The organism is Methanomassiliicoccales archaeon, assembly GCA_026394375.1.
In the GTDB taxonomy this organism is placed as follows: Archaea; Thermoplasmatota; Thermoplasmata; order Methanomassiliicoccales; family UBA472; genus JAJRAL01.
This window is the reverse complement of sequence record JAPKYJ010000019.1, coordinates 1-18,651: the sequence shown is the minus strand read 5'-3', so window position 1 is coordinate 18,651 and position 18,651 is coordinate 1. Positions and strand designations below refer to the sequence as shown.

General features: G+C 60.1%; 17 protein-coding genes. 6 read left to right on the top strand and 11 right to left on the bottom strand.

Going from position 1 to position 18,651, the window contains the following annotated elements:
- Positions 1-17: 17 nt before the first annotated feature.
- Complete coding sequence (locus NT137_04515; GenBank protein ID MCX6652601.1) at positions 18-1,694, top strand: UbiA family prenyltransferase; 1,677 nt, start codon at positions 18-20, stop codon at positions 1,692-1,694.
- Here the strand turns inward: NT137_04515 and NT137_04510 are convergent.
- From NT137_04510 to NT137_04500, 3 genes are read right to left on the bottom strand one after another with little or no spacing between them, the layout of a single operon-like run.
- Positions 1,681-2,871 (bottom strand): NAD(P)/FAD-dependent oxidoreductase, encoded by a 1,191-nt coding sequence (locus NT137_04510; protein ID MCX6652600.1) that lies wholly within the window; start codon positions 2,869-2,871, stop codon positions 1,681-1,683. The two genes, NT137_04515 and NT137_04510, sit on opposite strands and share 14 nt — an antisense overlap.
- Positions 2,872-2,919: 48 nt before the next feature.
- Positions 2,920-4,095, bottom strand: coding sequence for an NAD(P)/FAD-dependent oxidoreductase (locus NT137_04505; protein MCX6652599.1), 1,176 nt, complete (start codon positions 4,093-4,095; stop codon positions 2,920-2,922).
- Between the two features lie 50 nt (positions 4,096-4,145).
- Complete coding sequence (locus NT137_04500; protein MCX6652598.1) at positions 4,146-8,363, bottom strand: type IV pilin; 4,218 nt, start codon at positions 8,361-8,363, stop codon at positions 4,146-4,148.
- 218 nt (positions 8,364-8,581) lie between these two features.
- Here NT137_04500 and NT137_04495 point away from each other — a divergent pair, with 218 nt between their 5' ends.
- Both NT137_04495 and NT137_04490 read left to right on the top strand, forming a co-directional pair.
- The gene (locus NT137_04495) at positions 8,582-9,694 is read left to right on the top strand and encodes a hypothetical protein (protein ID MCX6652597.1); all 1,113 of its coding nucleotides are present in this window, start codon (positions 8,582-8,584) and stop codon (positions 9,692-9,694) included.
- Positions 9,695-9,716: 22 nt separating this feature from the next.
- Entirely contained in the window at positions 9,717-9,881 is a 165-nt protein-coding gene (locus NT137_04490) for a hypothetical protein (protein ID MCX6652596.1), read from the top strand.
- A gap of 1 nt (position 9,882) precedes the next feature.
- On the opposite strand, the gene cobO is transcribed toward NT137_04490, so the two are convergent.
- Entirely contained in the window at positions 9,883-10,407 is a 525-nt protein-coding gene (gene cobO / locus NT137_04485; protein MCX6652595.1) for a cob(I)yrinic acid a,c-diamide adenosyltransferase, read from the bottom strand.
- An 87-nt stretch (positions 10,408-10,494) separates the two neighbouring features.
- Between cobO and cyaB the strand changes: the two genes are divergently transcribed.
- Positions 10,495-11,034, top strand: a complete 540-nt coding sequence (gene cyaB, locus NT137_04480; protein ID MCX6652594.1) for a class IV adenylate cyclase — start codon at positions 10,495-10,497, stop codon at positions 11,032-11,034.
- A 43-nt stretch (positions 11,035-11,077) separates the two neighbouring features.
- On the opposite strand, the gene NT137_04475 is transcribed toward cyaB, so the two are convergent.
- A complete protein-coding gene (locus NT137_04475) occupies positions 11,078-11,329 on the bottom strand; it encodes a hypothetical protein (GenBank protein ID MCX6652593.1) in 252 nt (83 codons plus the stop codon).
- A 221-nt stretch (positions 11,330-11,550) separates the two neighbouring features.
- Between NT137_04475 and NT137_04470 the strand changes: the two genes are divergently transcribed.
- Positions 11,551-12,801 (top strand): CPBP family glutamic-type intramembrane protease, encoded by a 1,251-nt coding sequence (locus tag NT137_04470; protein ID MCX6652592.1) that lies wholly within the window; start codon positions 11,551-11,553, stop codon positions 12,799-12,801.
- A 1-nt stretch (position 12,802) separates the two neighbouring features.
- Here the strand turns inward: NT137_04470 and NT137_04465 are convergent, their stop codons facing one another.
- Positions 12,803-13,570 carry a sugar phosphate isomerase/epimerase gene (locus NT137_04465; GenBank protein MCX6652591.1) on the bottom strand — a complete coding sequence of 256 codons (768 nt, stop codon included), beginning with the start codon at positions 13,568-13,570 and terminating at the stop codon, positions 12,803-12,805.
- Positions 13,567-13,956, bottom strand: a complete 390-nt coding sequence (locus NT137_04460) for a hypothetical protein (protein ID MCX6652590.1) — start codon at positions 13,954-13,956, stop codon at positions 13,567-13,569. The genes NT137_04465 and NT137_04460 overlap by 4 nt, the downstream gene beginning before the upstream one ends.
- Positions 13,957-14,013: 57 nt before the next feature.
- Here NT137_04460 and NT137_04455 point away from each other — a divergent pair, with 57 nt between their 5' ends.
- A complete protein-coding gene (locus tag NT137_04455; protein ID MCX6652589.1) occupies positions 14,014-15,441 on the top strand; it encodes a DNA-directed DNA polymerase II small subunit in 1,428 nt (475 codons plus the stop codon).
- A gap of 4 nt (positions 15,442-15,445) precedes the next feature.
- Here NT137_04455 and NT137_04450 read toward each other — a convergent pair whose 3' ends face one another.
- The 4 genes from NT137_04450 to NT137_04435 form a co-directional block, all read right to left on the bottom strand.
- Positions 15,446-15,574, bottom strand: coding sequence for a hypothetical protein (locus NT137_04450; GenBank protein MCX6652588.1), 129 nt, complete (start codon positions 15,572-15,574; stop codon positions 15,446-15,448).
- Positions 15,571-16,209 (bottom strand): V-type ATP synthase subunit D, encoded by a 639-nt coding sequence (locus tag NT137_04445; GenBank protein ID MCX6652587.1) that lies wholly within the window; start codon positions 16,207-16,209, stop codon positions 15,571-15,573. Before NT137_04445 ends, NT137_04450 begins: the two co-directional genes overlap by 4 nt.
- Positions 16,210-16,212: 3 nt before the next feature.
- Positions 16,213-17,610: a V-type ATP synthase subunit B gene (locus tag NT137_04440; protein MCX6652586.1), complete on the bottom strand. Its 1,398-nt coding sequence runs from the start codon at positions 17,608-17,610 to the stop codon at positions 16,213-16,215.
- Positions 17,611-18,651: V-type ATP synthase subunit A (locus NT137_04435; protein MCX6652585.1), on the bottom strand; the 1,041-nt coding region annotated here is incomplete at its 5' end. It lies immediately after the preceding gene.

Sequence of the window (18,651 nt, the reverse complement as noted above, 5' to 3'; positions counted from 1 at the left end):
AGGGGCTGCATGTCTTGATGCCAGGGGAGGATGGCTTTGAGCAGCGCTTCGCCGAAAGGGTGGACCGGTTCGTCGCTTGGCTGGAGAAGGACCGTTTGCCCCTCCTCGCCATCTTCGTGTACGTGATCGCCATCGCCACGACCCGCGATCTCTTGGAGTATTTCCTGCTGGACCAGCCTTTCGTGACCGCGCCCCATCCATGGATATTCAGCATCGCCCATCACGTGGCCTTCTATGTGGTGGTCTTCCTCGGTCTCATCTTCCTCCTCTCCGCCTTCTCGGGAAGAGGGGTCAGGCGATGCACGAACTTCGTCTGCATGTTCTACTGGATCATCGTGCTGCCGCCCATCATCGACCACTACATTGGTGGGCTCGATCAGAACTATGCGTACTTCTCCATAACCGATTTTGTCAACGCCATATTGCATTTCAGCGGGGAGGGCTTCCACATCGGTCAAGCGAGCGAAGTGGTGGTGGTGCTCTTCGCCATCTTCGCCTACGGCATCTGGACCCAGCGAACCGCTTTATCAACGCTCAAAGGTCGTACCATCGTCCTGGTGCGAGTCTGCTTCCTGGTATTCTTCACCTTCCTAGCCATGTTCATCATGGCCACGCCCGGGGCCTTCCTGCCTGTGGGGTTCAAGGGCGGCATTCCGGAGTTCCCGGCGTTCGACCTAACCCGCTACTACCAGTTCCATCTCTTCCTGCTCCTCTACTACCTGGTGGGCGGAGAGGTGGTGGCTCTGTCCATCTACTACTTCGCCATGAAGTCCGAGTTCCGGCGGGTGCTGCGCAGCATGCGACCCGCGCAGACGCTGTTCTTCGGCGGGGTGGTGGCGGCCGGGATCGTCACCGGTTGGCGTCTGGGATACAGCCTGGACCTGGTGACGATGATTCTGACGACTCCCTACTGGGTCAACCTGTGCTTCGCGGGGACCGCCATCATCGCAGCCCTCTTGACCTGGCAAGTGAGCACCATGTGGAACGATCTGAGTGATTCCGCCTCCGACGAGCCGAGCCGCCCGGACCGGCTGGTGGCCTCTGGCACGGTGGAAGCGAGGTTCCTTTGGCAGATATCCATGGTTCTGGTAATCATCAGCGTCATCCTTTCATTCCTCTTGTCCCTGCTCCAGGGCTTGATCTTGTTGGTCATCTTGGTACTGGCCTTCGTCTACTCGTTCAAGCCGGTGCGCTTCAAGGAACACCTGCTCAGCCCGGTGCTCATCGGCCTGGGTGCCTTCTTGGCCTACCTCTACGGCTACCTCACCCCCTACAGCGTGGTGGAGAAGTTCACGCAAGGAGGGATCTATTATCCTTACCTGACGGGCGACGTGCTCGTGCCTCAGCTCATGCCAGAGGGTTTCCTGTTGGGCTTCTTCATGTTCCTCGGCCTGGTCATCGGATCGATAGTGACGGACATCGATGGCTACGATGAGGACCGGCGTGGGAACGTGCGCACGATCTACACGGTGCTGGGAAAGGAGAGAGCGACGAAGCTCGTTTCCGCCTTGATCTACGCCGGTTCGCTCACTCCGCTCTTCCTTTTCCACCAGCTGAGCGACATACTGGTGTTCCCAGCCCTGGGGGTGGCGGCGGCGGTGCTGTTCGCCCGTTCCATGAGCTCTCGTCCGGTGCTGTTGGTGGCTTTGATAGGCCTGGCATATGCGGCCTTGCGTTACCTCAGCTTGTTCTGATCGGTTCCAGAGAAGAGAAGAAAAGGCGGGGGAACCGGGGGCCGGCCAGGCGAGCCAGGCGGCGCCAATCCGCCTCACCTCGGGCGATGTCCGCGCACACTTCCACCAATGCCTTGTCCTCTTTGAAGCGCCCGAAGAACCGGGGAGCGTCCACCACTCCCACCAGCCAATGCAGGACCGGTCCGATCAGCGCCGCTGCGCGCAGGTCGCGCAGTATCTGTTCTTGACAGCTGCGGTCATAGAGCTCCAGCGCCCGCACGCTCTCCGTGTCCACCACGGCACGCGCCGTCCGGGCGGCCAGATGAGCGCTCAGGAAAGCATATCCCATCCCCTCTCCGGTGATAGGATTGACGAAGCCCGCGGAGTCCCCCACGGCCATGGAACGAACGGAGTGGAGGCGGGGTCGGGGACGGAACGGCAAAGGATGTGCGCTCCTGTCCAGGGTGACGACCGGACCGCAGCGGGCTTCCAGCTTCTCCATGATCGCACGCATGGACGCGTTCAGACGTTCCCTGCTGCTTCCCTGACCTACGATTCCGATGCTGGCACCGTCGCGCTGAGGGAACATCCAGCCGTTCAGCGGAAAGCGATCCCAATGCAGTCCCCGGGTAGGTGTGTCAATCAAATGCAGCTCGATCTTGTCCCCGGGATCTCTCTCCGTTGACACGTTCGCCGCCATTCCCGTGGCCAGAGCCAAGGGAGGAAAAGGCCCGAAGAGCTTCCGGGCCGTTCTGCTGCTCACGCCCTCGGCCACGATGAGTAAGCGCGCCTGGAAAACGCCTGCCTCGGTCTCCACCTCCACTCGGTCCTTGTGCTCACAGACCTCTTTCGTGGCTGTGCCAGACATGAGCTCGGCCCCGGCGCTCACGGCCTGCTTCGCCAGGAAATGATCGAACTGCGCCCGCCGCACCGTCACCCCCACGCGGCGGGAGAAGCTGAACTCCTCTCTCTGACCTCCGACCTCCACCGCGAAGCCCATTATCTGCCGCTGCACGACATCATCGGGCAACTGGAGGTCGAGATGGTTCAGAGCGCGCTGCAACAGCCCTCCGGCGCAGCACTTGACCCGAGGTAGCTGGCCCTTTTCCAGCAACAAGGTGGAGAGGCCGAGCTGGGCACATCCCCTGGCCGCGCATGCTCCTCCCGGCCCAGCCCCCGAGACAATGACGTCGTACACCTTCCTTCTCCATGTGCTTGCGCGTGGATAAATCCGCGCCGACCGCGCTCAACGGATGTTCAGCCGGGGCATCAACCTCGGGAACTTGGCCATCATGACCGCTGACGCCTCCAATGCCCCGCTTCTGCCATCCAGAAGCCCTGACAGCTTGTCTCGCAACAACTCGTCCTCATCCAGCGCTCGCGCCAATTCCCTTACGTCGATCCGACGCGATACCGACCTTACCACTGGTCCGAGGATCGCAGTCGCCCGCATCCTTCTTACGATCTCGCGCCAGCAGGTCCTTTCATAGAGCGCGAGGCTCCGGGCGTTGCCTTCGGTGCGAGCGTTCACCACGGCCAGCGCCGCCAACCTGGAGCTCTCCAGGGCGTGGGTCAAGCCCTCGCCAGAGAACGGGCTAACGAAGCCCGCCGAGTCGCCTAGGGCCAAGCAACGTCCGTTGCGTAGCTTCGGCCTGATCCAAAGAGGCAGCTTATGGAAGCACGATTCTGTATCGTCAAAAGCTCGCCCGAACCGAGATGAGTATTCCTTCCCCACCTTAGAGAGCACGGCGCGAATCGTCTCCCCATCAAGGCCCTTGGCCACGAGAGATACCGTCGCTCCGCCTCGATATGGAAAGACGGCGGCCGTCGGAGGCATTGTCCCGTGGACGCCGGAACGATGGGGCAAGAAATGCACCTCCATGGCATCGTCCGGCTCTTCCTGCAGCTTCATGCGCATGGCCCCTCCCACGGCCACCCTCCTACGGTCGAACCGACCGAAAAGGCGATCGGCGTTCAGGCTAGTAGTCCCTTCGGCCACCAGGAAGTAGCGACAGCGCATCTCACCGGCCGTGGTCGTCACGGCAACGGATGCAGCATCCTGATGCGCGTCCAGGGCCTTGACCCCTTCCAGAAGCTCCGCCCCCGCCTCCTTTGCCTTTTGCGCCATGAGCTCGTCCAGACGTTCCCGTTTGATGGTCAGTGCGAACTGCCCCGTCGCCCGGAGCTCCGCCGCGTCCCCGCCTGAGACCAACCTCAAACGCGAGATCCTTTTTTCCACGATCTCTTCCGGAAGTTCGAAGTCGAGCTTCCTTGCCGCTCGAAGGAGCAGGCCCCCAGCGCAGCATTTCGGACGGGGATGATGCTCCTTCTCTAGTAGCACTACGTCCAACCCTCGCTGGGCTAGCAGACGGGCAGCGAACGATTCGCTCGGTCCAGATCCGGAGACGATGACCTCGTGCAAGACGCACCTCCTCAAGCCAAATAAGAGAAGATGAAAGAGGTTTCAGGGGTTTACTCGCGCTTTCCCTTCCGGTTCACGACCGCCTCAGCGACCACCACGCCCAGCACGCCCAAGAACGGCAGGAAGATGGACAGGTCGATGTTGCCTTCCTTCACGTTGATGGCCGATTCGCCCTTGGACGCGAGCACGTTCACGTAGCTCTCTCCGAACTGCCACACACCCGGGGCGAACTGCTGGTTGTTCATGTAGGACCACATGGTCGGACCGGCGCCGGGCGAAACGCCGGGCGGCGCGCCCACCACCACGACTATGTCCAAGTCCCCATCGCCGTCGTTGTCTCCCAGCTCGACCGCCTTGGTGTCATACTGGGCGCTGTTGGAACAGAGCACGGACATCTGCGTGGTGTAGACGGCGTTGGGGGTGAAGGAGCCGCTGTAGGAGCCTATCGAGCCCTGGGTCAGTATGTACAAGGTCTGCGTATCATACCCTGAACCGACACGGGCTGTCGAGACCACGATGTCCGGTATGCCGTCCGCCTTATAGTCGGTGCCGATATGACCGACATCTCCCACCGCAAAGGCGGTCAGATAGTCGGGCCCGGTCCATGGTATCTTGTAGGTGTGAGCCAGATCCCAGCTTACCGTCAAAGCGAAGTGCCTGATGGTCAGCTTATCCACGTAGAGCGTGTCGTTGAACACGTCGCTCGTGTCCCTTATCAGATCTACCACTCGCACCCAGTAGTAGGCGCTAGGGGTGTAGGTGAGGTCGAACTGCAAGGTCACGTCCGTAATGGCGGTGATGTCCGTCAGGTTGAACCAGGTGATGTTGTCCACTGAGTATGCCAGCCGGAAGGTCTCGGCCGTGGTGCCAGAGCGGTGACCGACGAAGGTCATGTTGTGGAAGGCCCGGTTCTGGTTCGGTATCTGCCAGACCCAACCCATCTCCCTCGTCTGCACGAAGGTGACCTGCAGGTTCAGGAAGTCGAAGTTGACCTTATGGGTCGTTCCGTCGTTGTTCACGAACTTGAAGTCCAGGCTCTGCACTTCGCCGAAGGTGTCCACCGCTTTGGGCAGGATGAAGGTGCGGTACACGTACGACGTATCAGAGCCAGTCGGCTGGATGGTGGTGTCATAGAATGTGAACCCGTCGTATGACCACTGTAGCTTGCTGCTGCCAGTGTAGCCAGAGTCCACCGTGAACTTTGCGATCACCTTCACCTCCGCCGCCACCCTTCCAGAGTAGAACGAGTCGACATCCCAGTAGGTTATCCAAAGCGTGTTTAGCGCGCCAGTGCCGACATTGTAGTCCACTGAGTCGTTGTACTTGAGCCGGTCCGTGTTAAGCCAACCGGTAGTGTCGAGCATGCTCTGCATTGAGGGTATGACAGTGGTAGGAGTGTAGTTCAGGTATGTCTCCCTAAGAACCTCGTAGCTAGCGTCGGCGATGGCCAGGTTGGCCATGGACCCCGTACGACTGGGCGTCGTGCTGCCAGCCGCCGGGTACTCGTACTGCGGCGTGTTGATGATCTCGTCCGGAACTCCCGGAATGGTATACAGGATGCTCACGCTCTTGCTCTTGGTGTTGGTGCGGATGATGTCCGGATACTGGTCCAGGTTCATGTCCGCCACGCGCACGCGAGGGATGTACTGAACGTGGTCCCAGGGGAGCGTCGAGTCAGCGGCCGGCAGGGCAGCTAGGTTCCTGTAGGATGCGACCGCGAACGCTCCGTTCCGATGCGCGGTCGCGTCGCCCGTTATCTTTCCCCACTGGTTCAGCCACACCTTGGTCGCGCCCGTTTCGTACACAGCCACGATGTCCGGATAATTGTCGCGATCGAAATCGCCCACCGCCAGGTCCATGGCCGCCGGGTTGGTGTCCTTGTTCGCTTCGTTGTTCGCTATCCAGGTGTCGGTCGAGTACAAGGTGGTGCGCGTCCATAGTCCGTCGTTCCAGAACACATAGACGCCCCGGTTGAAGTACATGCCCTGGTTCTTGCCGGGGTTGGCGCGCGCGTCGGCCTCGCTCGTCGCTGTCGAGTACACCACCACGTGGATGAAGCTGGCTACCACGTCCCCGTCCCCGTCGTGGTCGAAATCACCGACCGCGATGGCGCCCACGAGCTCCATGTTGCAGGTGTACGTGGTCTGGAAGCGGTCCCCGTCCTGCGTCGAGAATACGCTCGAGTCCTCGTTGTCATATCCCTTGTCATTGTCGTGGGCGGCCTGCGTACCCGCAATAGCATCAAATGGCATGGCGATCGGACGGCCGGACGACCATTGACTGCCATCCGCCTTCTGATTCTCATACCAAATCAGGTTCGCATAGGTGCTATCCTGGCTGCCGATGACCACGTCGTTCCTGCCATCGCCGCTGAGGTCTGCGAGTGCTATTCCGATGCATCCAGCGTTGGGATTATCATCGATGACCGTTTCGTCCCACTGCTCCCCGCCTGAGTACCAGGAGACTTTATTGTTGGTCCAGGTGGCACCCGAGGAGCTCCAGGTGAAGGTGCCGGACCCCACGGTCGCTATCAGGTCGGTTGTGCTCAGAGGGGCGGTGACGTTGATCTGCATGTTCAGGAAGTTGTAGACCTCAGCGGTGGATCCGCCCGTGCCAGTATCTGTTATCCTAAGGATCTTCATGGTGTAGGCGTTCTTCTTCGGGAGCCACCAACCCTGGTAGGCGTCCTTGAGCACGACGTAGACCGTATACACCCCGTTGTTGGTATTCTCGCAATCCGGCGTGGGGCTGGTGCCCGACGTCTTGTAGAGCGAGCTTATCGGCGCGCTATATGCCGGTGGGCTGGCGTAGGATGGCGGTACCTTCTTGACGATGTAGCGGCCAGTATAGTCTGAGATCTCGAGGTCGCTCAAGTAGACAGTGCTGGACAGGCGGTCCACGTCCATGGTCACTATCCTCAGGTACATGGTGTCGGTGTGGTTGAAGTTCGACGTCTTGACCAGACTACCGCTCACTAACTTGTACGTCTCCAGCTTGGGGTAGTTGGCACCCCCAATGCTGATCGTGTCGGCCAGGTTGATGGTAGTGCCAGTGGAGTCCTTCATCTTCATCTGCAACGGGTAGATGTAGGGGTTGCTGGGCGCGCTGAAGTTGTAGACGTAACGATGGAATGTACCGTAGATGCCACCATACTGGAATGCATCTGTGAGCTTGGTCTGGGGGGATACGGGCTCACCGAAGATAGGGTCGAAGACGTAGAAGGCGTTCTCCAGCGCCAGGTTGGCTAGCGCGTCGGAGTAGACCTCAACCAGCACCCTCTCTCCCACGACGAAGTCCTTAGTGATTACGTTATCCGAGTAGCGGCGGATGTAGTAGAAAGTGGTGCCCGTGGACGGACCGGCCTCGCCTCCGCTCGCATCGGGTGGATAGGTTCCGTTCACCAGGTAATGGGAGTAGTTGATGTACGGTCCGTAGCTGTTTTCGCTCCCTCCGCCGGGCTTGAGCTGTATGTTCAGTGTCAGCCTGCCGACCTCCATGTGCCCGTTCAGGTCGGTGGCATTGAAGATCACGATTTCCCCATTCCAGTTGTTATTGTCTATCGGGGGGGTGTACGTGCCAACCGTGAACACGTTGTCGTTGTTGCTGTCGGTCATCTTCCAGGAGTAGTTGCTGGTCGCCGGGTTCCACTGCCCGATCGACGCAAGGTCAACATACACACTGTTACGGTTGAGATCGCCGTCCGGGTCCGTCACCGTGACGTAGAACCAAAGGGGATCACCAGCGTAGGATGGTATGGGGGTCGTTCCCCGAGCACCGATTATCGGCTTGACGCCGCCGCCGACCGCCCCTCCCGAGAGCGTGGCGGTCCAGACCACGGTGTTGCGAACCGTATCCACGATCATAATGCTCATGGGCCCGTGGGGATCCTCACCCAGAAGGATGTCGAAGCCGTAGCGCCATGTCTCGCCGGTCACCCAGGTGGACCCGATGCTGGGCGAGCTGTCGGAGATGCGGAGCACATAAGGCTTACTGTTGAATTCCAAATAGAGCGCAGAGGAGGAGTTCTTGAGCTCTTGTCCGCCTTTATGCGTGATGTTGATCTGCACTTGGGCGGGAATCACTTGCGTATTAATGTAGACCTGCGAGGAGAAGTCCGCGTACGCGTTCTCTTGCGGTGGCGGCATCGAGACCACGTACCACATGATGCTCGAGAACAGCGTCACCGTTATGCCGAGGATGAGGATGTTCCCGATGATCTCGGACACTCCTCTCCGGCTCCACTTCAATCTGCGTTTCAACTGTTGCATCTTACTGCCTCCAAGGTCCTCGCTAAGCTACGCTCCTCTGATCCTACTCTACCTCCAAGAGCATATAAAATGATTCTGTGGTAATTACCCACCTGGGAATCCCCAGAACGTGCCATGAAGAAGCGACTGGCCCGGCTTGCCGATTGCTCAGCCCGGACGCCGAACCAAGAATCGCGTGCGCACAATTATTATCCTCCGCCCCGATAGTGCTGGCAGCTATGCCGCCGCTGTCGCCGCGCGAGAGAGCGCTTCTGCACCTCTACGATGCCCGAAGAGAACAGATGAGGGAGAGGCCTTCGGAGGCCATCACCCAGGAAGGGATCGCCTTGGCGCTGGGAGTGAACCGCACGCACATCACCCGCACCCTGCGCCCCCTGGTGGATGCTGGACTGGTAGAACAGGACAAGGGCCACGTATCCGGCAAGGAGCGCAAGCTCATCTTCTACAAGCTCACCGAGGCAGGATTGGCGAACGCGGTGGATGTGATACGAAGCATCGGGGACGAGGAGTTGGTGGTCGTCGATTCGTCCGGGCGCAGGATGACGACGGTTCGCGAGTTGCTCGCCTTGCGGACCGATCTTCCGGCCCTCACGGTCGCCGATTCCGTTGGGCGGGAGATGCGCCTTCCGCCGATTAAGAAGCTCGTCACCTCGAACGCCCCCCTGCGGCTCGAGGATTTCCTCGGGCGGGAGGAACAGCTGCGGACGGCCCAAGGGTTCGTCCATTCGGACGCGACCTTGCTCGCCGTCTTCGCGAACTATGGCTACGGTTCGTCCACGTTCATGAAGAAGCTCGCCCTGGAGCTATGGGACGGACACCTGTTCTGGCACGACCTGGAGAAGGAGAGCTCCTCGGTCAAGCTGGTCGAGGCACTGAGGTCTTACGCCAGTCAGCTGGGCCTGGAAGGCGAGCTGGACCGTCTCAGGAATGAGCGGGTGTTGTTGTGCTTCGATAACTACAACGACGTAAGCCAGGAGAACGTCGATGTGCTCTTCGACCTCCTTCAGGCGTTGAAGGGAGGGGCGGCGAAGATGGCTGTGGCCATGCGCGAAGAGACGCCCTCGTACAACCGTTTCTACCAGAAACGCGATCTGGTTGACGGCTCCGCCGTCGAGGTGCACGTGCATCGCTTCGATGAGGCCATGGCCCGGAGGCTGGTGGGGGAGGACATCGATGACGAAGCTTTCCAGCTCATCTACATGCTCACCCGGGGACAGCCGCTCGCCCTGGCATTGATCAAGAAAGGGGATGCCGAGGAGCTGCGCAAGATACGTTTGAGCGAGGAGGTGAGCTTTCTCATGTACCTGCGCACCCGGAGAAAAGCAGATTAGAACGTGGCCGGATATCACTCACATGCTGGTCAGAGAAACCATCTTCCTCTACGTCCTTGGAGCAGCCTTCGTGCTCCTCGGTTTTCTGGCCAGCTATGTCGCTCACGTCTCTGTGCTGGGAATAGGGTTCTTTCTGATGGGGGCCTGGATGTTCCTCATGCCATCCATGCGCCAGCGTTATGGCTAAATCAGTACTCTATGCCCTGCCGGGCCATGACCCCCCTGTCGTAGGGGTGCTTGCGCATCACCATTTCCGTCACCAGGTCCGCCTCCTGGATGATCTCCTCCGGAGCGTTGCGGCCGGTGAGCACGACCTCCACCTCTCCGGCCCTAGAGCGCACTACCTCCAGCACCTCGTCCGCCTGCAGGATGCCGAAGTCTACCACCACGTTGATCTCGTCCATGATGACCAGGTCGTATCTGCCCGAGGTGAGCGCTTCGCGTGCCTTCTCCAATCCTTCGTGGGCCAGGCGCTCGTCTTCCTTCGTGTGCCGGCCCTTGTGTATCAGCTTGTCCCGGCCGAACTGGGATATTTCGATGGATCCTAGCTTGCGCAGCGCAACTATCTCCCCATAGTCATCGCCGTGCTTCATGAACTGGATGATGCATATTCGAAGACCCCGCCCCCAGGCTCGTAACGCCAATCCTAGGGCGGCGGTCGTCTTGCCCTTTCCCCCTCCGGTGTAGACCTGAACGAGACCGAGGCCTGACATGCTCCTCGATTCGTGATTGACCGACCAGGTATAGAAACATCCCCCTGGGCAAGTGCTTTTATCTTGCGGCGGCGTCTAAGGTCAGGAATGCTCGAGATCGAAGTCAAGGCCCCGGTCGCTGACCTCGCAGGGCTGGAGGCAAAGCTGAGGGGGATGGGCGCTAGGGACTTCGGGACCTTGGCGCAGAAGGACGTGTACTACGCTCATCCGACCAAAGATTTCGGGGTCACCGACGAGGCCCTGAGGATAAGGATCGAGAATGACCTCCAGATGCTCACCTACAAAGGGCCGAAGATAGACCCATCCTCCAAGGCCCGCGAGGAGATCGAGGTCTCGGTCGCCAACGCCAAGGCCATGGCCGAGATCCTGGAACGACTTGGATTCAGGCCGGTGCTGACCGTGGTCAAGAGACGCAAGGTTCTCGGGCTCAGGGGCATCTCCGTCTGCCTGGACCGCGTCGATGGACTGGGGGATTTCGCGGAATTCGAGTTCGAAGGCGAGGAACTGGAGAAGGGTAAGGAGGAGATCGCCACGCTCATGCGCGAGCTTGACGTGCGCGGGAACGAGCGCCGCTCCTACCTGGAGCTGCTCCTACTGAGATCCCCGGTCGACCATCAGAAGACCTGAAGGTCGTTAGACCCATAGGTGAGCGACAACTGCCTTTACGCCTTCAGAGCGATTTGATCTTGTCGACCACGAAATCCTTGATCTTCGGATCATCTGGGATGGTCACGGACTTCTTGAACCGTTCCGTGCCGTCCGGGAGGTAGTATCCTCTTGAGAGCGAGATGAACTCGTTCTCACCGTCGTCTGTGATCGCCTTCTTGCGGGCAACCTCGATGAAGTTGTTCCGTCCGAATGGGATCTTCTCAGCGCTTATCGTTACAAAATCCACCTTCTTGCCCGGTGCCTCTTCGTCCATTACAGTGCCTCCTAAGTCGGCATCTCGGAAGATGTGGGTTCTGTATTAAAAGTTTCTACAGAGAGGAATGTATCTCGATTGCCGACCTTTGACACGACAACATCTAGGGTGTTGGAAAGAGCCCATCCAGGCCGCCCCTCCTGCATGCGATGGCGACACCTAGATATAGCAATCCGCGGATTGCACTGGCCATGACCGATGGCGGGGCTGGAAGTGACGCCGTGCCAAGGTACTGCCCCGGCTGCGGCATGCCGTTGCCCGAGCAAGCGGAGATCTGCCCCCATTGTGGTCGCGGCCTGGGAATGGCTCACAACTTCTATGCGCAGGTCGACCCCCGTCCTCCGACCGACACCGTCGGAGATGCCATCCTGGGGGTCGGCCGAGCGGTCGGCGCCTATACCGCCCTCGCTTTGATCGTGCTCCTGATCATCAACGCAGGCATACTCATATGGAGCCTGGGGGTGGTGCTCCCGATCGCCGCGGACCCGAGCCACGGCACGACCCTGTACCTCCTCATCCCGGGGCCGAACCCCATCCTCAGACTATTCCCGGTGGACGGCGTTTGGTTCGGCGTATACCACGTCCTCATCGTCAGCGCCATCCTCGCCTCATTGGCCTGGACGTTCAAGAAGAGCGCCAAGCCGTTCGCCAAGGAGCTAACGCTGCAACTTCCAGAGGAAGGGCACAGCCCCATCTACCGCATCACCACCCTGTTCCTGGCCCTGATGGCCGTCAATCTCATTTACGTTGCGCTGATCATCCTCTTCAACGCTATTCCTAATTCCCCTGGCTTCGGGGATATGAAGCTGTGGCAGCTCTTGCACGCTTTCGCCAGCGCCTCCGTCTGGGAGGAGCTGATCACGCGCGTGCTCTGGCTGGGAGTGCCGCTGCTCCTCATCGACCTGGCCTTGGGCAAGGCGAAGAGCCTCAAGCCATACCTGCTCGGCGGAAGCAAGGTGTTCGGCACCAAGGAGATCGTTTTCATTTGGGTGTCGGCGGGCATCTTCGCCCTCGGTCACATCGTCTACTGGGACGCTTTCAAACTGCTCCCCACCTTTGCCGCTGGCATAGCCTTGGGCTTCCTCTTCATACGCTACGGGCTCTATGCCTGCATAGTGCTTCACTTCGCCGTGGACTATTACGACATGCTTGGCCTCTCGTTGAACAGCGTGGCTATCCAAGGAGTCTTCGGGCTCATCCTCATCGCCCTGGGGATCCTCGGCATGCCGTTCCTGGTGGTGTATGCCCGACGCATCATCATGTTCGTGCTCGGGCTGGACCTCAGGCCGAGGCCCGCACCCACCGCCAGCTCTCTAGAAGCGGGCATGGGTGGGCAGACAAGCACCTTTGAGGCACAGCCAGCAGTCGGCTCCCGGGGGCAAAGCTTCTTCACCTGCGCCCGCTGCGGCAGCAATGAAGCGAAATACCAGGACGGAAAGCTGGAGTGCGTTCGATGCGGTTGGCGTCAGTAGCTTAGTTCTTGAACGCCGACAGCTTCCGCAACCGGTCTCGCGACGTGATCGCCTCGCCCAGGCTCCTTGCCTCTATGACCAGCCTTCCCTTGTAACCTTCCAGGCCAGAGAGCACCCGCTGGTAATCGATGTTGCCCTCGCCGATGGGCAGGTGAGCATCCCGGTCTCCCAGGTTGTCGTGCACGTGCACGTTGGCGAATCTCTCCTTGTGCGCGAGCCACCCCTCGATGGAATTGGTGGTGTTGGCGTGGCCGACATCGAAGCATAGGTCCATGTCCAGGCCGTCCAGCAATGGAAACAGCTCGTCCGGCGTCCGGCCCATGGCCATCGGACCGAGGTTCGGCATGTTCTCCAGCGCCACCCGCACGCCCGTGTCCCGGGAGACCTTCTCGATGAGCGCGAGCGACTCTCGCGTCCTCTCGAACACCGATCTCTTGTCCAGCAGCCCGATGGGCGAGTAGAACCCCGGGTGCACGGTGTAGACGGACATATTCAGTTTGCTCGCAGAGCTCAGACCGTTCGTCACCTCTCGCACCGACGCTTCGCGGATGCGGGGATTGAGCGAGCCGATGTTGATGTCGCTCAGCGGCGCATGAGCGGAGAACTGCAGATCGAAGGAGGAGGTGGCATCGAGGAACTGCCCCTCGATGGAGGGCAGGAAGTGCTTGCCCTCGCCCACGATCTCCCAAGCGTCGAACTCCTGGCTCACGAAACCCAAGGCCATCTCAAAGTCAAGCATTGAGAATACCGGCGAAGAAACGGATATCATCGAACGACCTCCTTTCCATCCATGGTCATAGGTGCCACCTCATCGATGAGCTTCTGCGGGTCCCCGGCCTCGATGGACACCTCGATACTCCCTAGCGGCATCTCCTCGTCCACGAAGCTCACCTTGCCCACGAAGGCCACCTGCTTGTTGAGCCGCAAGACTATCTCCTCGTCCCGAACACCCCGGACCAGGATGTGGCGCGTGCTGTCGAGTATACGCTGGTTACGAATGAGTTCCTTGAAGCGGTCCAGCGATCCCGTTCGGGCCAGCAGGCCACCCTCGTACTCCTCCACCAAGGCGTCGGGGAAGAGATTGAGAAGCGCTTGCCTCACCTTCTCTGGATTCTCGGTGGGAAAGCAGTGCACGCGGGCGGTGATGAATGACATGCGCTCGGCATCCCGGACGAAGTATTTAAAAGGCGACTCTTCTTCATAGGAGGTCGGATGTGGAACCAGGTTCTGGAAACGCTCGCCTCCGAGGGCATCCTGCTCGAACCGGAGGCGGCAGGATTCATCATGCAGCAGGTGGACCCCCTTGCTTTCGTCAAAGCGGCGATATCGAGGATGCCGCAGCAGCCTCTGGTGATCTCCGTTCAGGACCTGAGGGAGACGTTCTGCTCTTCCCCCGAGTCTCCAGCTTGCCCGCCACAGCTCCCGCCTCGGCAAGAGGTGCGCCGGGGCGAGGTAAAAGTGATCAAGGACATCACCGGCAACTCGACCTGCGAGGGCAACATCATCGACTTCGCCCGCTATTTCAACGACCGTTTCCAGACCCTCAAACGCATCCTGCTCAGAAGGCGGGAGCTGGCGGGCTGCGTGAGCGTCCCCCGGGCCCTCAAGCTGGAAAGGGAGGTGAAGCTCATCGGCATAGTGAACGAGGTCCGCATCACCAAGAACGGCCACAAAATGCTGGAACTGGAGGACGAGGAGGGCAAGTGCCTCGCTTTGATGATGAAGGATTCGCCGCTGATCAACGAGGCGGTGGTGCAGGACGAGGTCATAGGTATCATCGGCAAGAACTCTCGCAAGCGCGAGATGATCGTGGTGGATGAGATCGTCCGTCCAGATGTGCCGCTACGGGGCAGCATGGCCCCTACGGACTCGACCTCGCAAGTGGCATTCGTCTCGGACATGCATGTGGGGAGCAACACCTTCCTCCGGCCGCAGTGGGACAAGATGGTGCATTGGGTCCGGACCGAGGGCCAGAAGGATGGTCTGGAATACATGGTCATCCCCGGGGACTGCGTGGACGGGATCGGCATCTTCCCTGACCAGGAAGAGGAGCTGGAGATCGAGGACATCTTCGAGCAGTACCGCCTCCTGGCGGAGCTGCTCAAGGGACTCCCGGATTGGCTTCGGATCGTCCTGCAGCCGGGTAACCACGACGCCGTCCGACCGGCGGAGCCGCAACCCGCCTTCAGCGGAGAGATCGCGCGCATGTTCGATTCACAGATCGTGCTCGTTGGCAATCCATGCTACATGGAGATCGAGGGACGCCTCATCCTCTCCTACCACGGCCGGAGCATGGACGACCTGGTGAACGCCATCCAAGGCCTGACATATGACAATCCACTGGAGGCGATGAAGGAGATGCTCAAACGGAGGCACATGGCGCCGATCTACGGCGGCAAGACCCCCATCGCCCCGGAGAAGAAGGATTACTTGGTCATTGATCCGGTGCCGGACATCTTCGTCACCGGACATGTGCACGGTGCAGGTATCTCCGAGTATCGGGGAGTGAGGCTGATCAACGCTTCCACCTGGCAGGCGCAGACCTCCTTCCAAAGGATGCACAATTTCCATCCCAACCCGGCCAAGATGCCGCTGGTGCATCTGGGCACGGGGAAGAGCGTGATAAAGGACTTCAACTGAGCAGCTATGTCCTGTTCCAGAAAAGGAATATCACGAGATAGCCTAGGACCAGCATCCCTAGGGAGATGATCCAGAAAAGCCGGAGAAGCTTGGCCTTCCTCTCCGGGTCGGAAAAGATGTCTTCTAGGTTCATTTCGCCCGCGCGGCCATCTTCTTCTTGATGCGCTTCAAGCGGAAGATGCTCTCGCGCTCCATCTCTTCCAGGCGCAGGCGGATGAACGCTTCTGCCTCCTGCAGCTCCGGAATGACCTTGTACTCCAGGGCATTCACCCGGCGCTTGGTCTTCTCGATCTCGTCCAGCAATCGTTTCATCGTGGTCTCGATCTCCGCCGCCTCCACGATGGTCTCCAATTGCGCCTCGTAGGCCTTGGCCGCCTCATCGATGTACGAGGAGGTGCCGATCACTCCGTAGCCGCGCTTGTCCGCCGGAGTGCGGATGCTCGCCGCCTCGATCTGCGGCACCACCAGGCCCATGATGTTCTTGGACTGGAGCTTGATCTCTGGATGCACCTTGAGCGCGAAAGCGGCCGATTTCACCGCTATGACGCCGTCCACCGCCTTGGCCACAGCGATCTTCTCCATCGCCGTCTCGTAGTCGCGGTTGACCTTGATCCGGATCTCCTTCGCCTCCTCCAAGATCTTGAAGAACTCCAGGATCAGGCCGTCCCGTTTCATCTTCAGTATCTTGTAGCCTGCCTGGGAGAGCTTGATCTTCCTCTTGACCTCGAGGAGCTCCGACCGGGTTGGTTTGACGTCCAGCTTGGGCATGCCTTACGCCGCCTGGGGCTTCTGCTTGTGCGCCGGGTGGTACTTCTCGATCCACTTGCGGTCGATACGGGTCAGCTGGTTCTCGGGAATGTGCGCGAGCAGGTCCCACATCAGGTTGAGGGTGGTCTCTATGTCCCTGTCCTCCTCCCTGCCCTGGCGCACCAGGCGCTTCTCGAACAGGTCGGCGAAGTCCAAGAACTTCCTGTCGCGGTCGGAGAGCGCGCCCTTGCCGACGATGGCCACCAGACCGCGCAGGTCTCGGCCTTCGGCATATGCGGCGTAGCATTGGTCTGAGACCGACTTGTGGTCCTCGCGAGTGCGGCCCACGCCGATTCCAGCGTCCATCAGCCTGGAGAGCGAAGAGCCCACGTCGATGGGCGGGTAGATGCCCGCTCGGTGCAGGTCGCGCTTGGCCACGATCTGCCCTTCGGTGATGTAGCCCGTTAGGTCAGCGATCGGATGCGTGATATCATCACCTGGCATAGAAAGGATGGGGATCTGGGTGATGGATCCCTTCTTTCCCTTGATCCTTCCCGCCCTCTCATACAAAGTGGCCAGATCGGTGTACATGTATCCAGGATACCCCCGGCGACCGGGAACCTCCTCACGCGCCGCACCGATCTGCCTCAAAGCCTCGCAATAGTTGGTTATGTCCGTGAGGATGACCAGCACGTTCATGCCTAGGGTGTAGGCCAGGTACTCGGCCGTCGTCAGCGTCAGCCGAGGAGTGATGATGCGCTCGATGGCTGGGTCATCGGCCAGATTCATGAACACGACCGCGCGCTTCAGCGCCCCGGTCCGCTCGAAGTCCTTCATGAAGTACTGTGCCTCTTCGTTGGTGATGCCCATGGCGCCGAACACCACTGCGAACTCCTCTTCCTTGCCAAGCACCTTGGCCTGGCGGGCGATTTGCAGCGCGATGTCGTTGTGCGGGAGACCCGCGCCGGAGAATATCGGCAGCTTCTGCCCCCGCACCAGGGTGTTCATGCCGTCGATGGTGGAAATGCCCGTCTGGATGAACTCCCGCGGATTGTCCCTGGCCCAGGGGTTGATGGCCGAGCCGATGATGTCCAATCGGTCCTCGGGAGTGATCTTCGGGCCTCCGTCCAGTGGTTCTCCCGAACCGGACATGATGCGGCCCAGCATGTCCTGGGACACCGGCATCTTCAACGTCTCGCCGGTGAACCTGGCGCCAGCGGACCGTTCGATGCCCGCGGTGCCCTCGAACATCTGGATGACGACCACGTCACTGGATGTATCAAGCACCTGACCCCGGCGCTCCTCGCCGTTGGGCAGTGTGACGATGGCGATCTCGTTGTATCCCACTGGGTCGGTCTTCTCCACGAAGACCAACGGTCCGGCGATCTGTGAGATGCTCCTGTACTCCTTGCTTACGGCCATTTACTTACCTCCCAGTGATTCGAAGGCCTTGTCCATCTCTTTGAGGATCGTCTCAAGCTCGTTGTCCACGGTCTCCTCGAACTTGGACTTGCCCAGCCTGGTACGCAATGGCATGTTGGCAATGGCGTCCACCATGACGTCGTTCTCCACCGCCCTCTTGGAGAGGTCGGCGAAGCGCTTGATGGTCCTCATCACTTGGTACTGGCGGCTCATCGGGCAATAGGTGTCCACCGGATGGTAGGCGTTCTGTTGCAGGACGATCTCGCGGATCATCCTCGCCACTTCGAGGGTCAGCTTCTGCTCCTCCGGCAACGCGTCAGAACCGACCAGCTGCACGACCTCCTGCAGCTCTGCCTCCTTCTGCAGCACCTCCATGGCCCAGGCACGCAGCTCCGGGAAGTCCGGGGCCACGTTGGTGCGGTACCAGGAGTCGAGGGTGCTAGTGTACAGCGAGTAGGATGTCAGCCAGTTGATGGCCGGGAAGTGTCGGCGCTCGCGCAATTTAGAATCCAGGGCCCAGAAGACGCGCACGATGCGCAGCGTTCCTTGAGTGACTGGCTCTGACAGGTCGCCACCAGGCGGGGAGACCGCTCCTACGACGGAGACCGAGCCTTGGCTGCCCGAGAAGGCGTCCACGCGACCGGCGCGCTCGTAGAACTCCGACAGGCGGGCTGAGAGGTAGGCAGGGAAGCCTTCCTCGCCGGGCATCTCTTCCAAGCGGGAGGAGATCTCTCTCATGGCCTCCGCCCAACGGGAAGTGGAGTCGGCCATCACGGAAACGTCGTAGCCCATGTCGCGGTAGTATTCGGCGATTGTGACTCCCGTGTAGACGGAAGCCTCGCGGGCTGCTACAGGCATGTTTGAGGTGTTTGCTATGAGCACGGTACGCTCCATGATTGACTTTCCGGAGCGCGGGTCCTTCAGGCCCGGAAATTCAACCAGAACCTCGGCAATCTCGTTCCCCCGCTCCCCGCAGCCCACGTAGACTATGACGTCGGCGTCGCTCCATTTAGCAAGCTGGTGCTGGCCGACCGTCTTTCC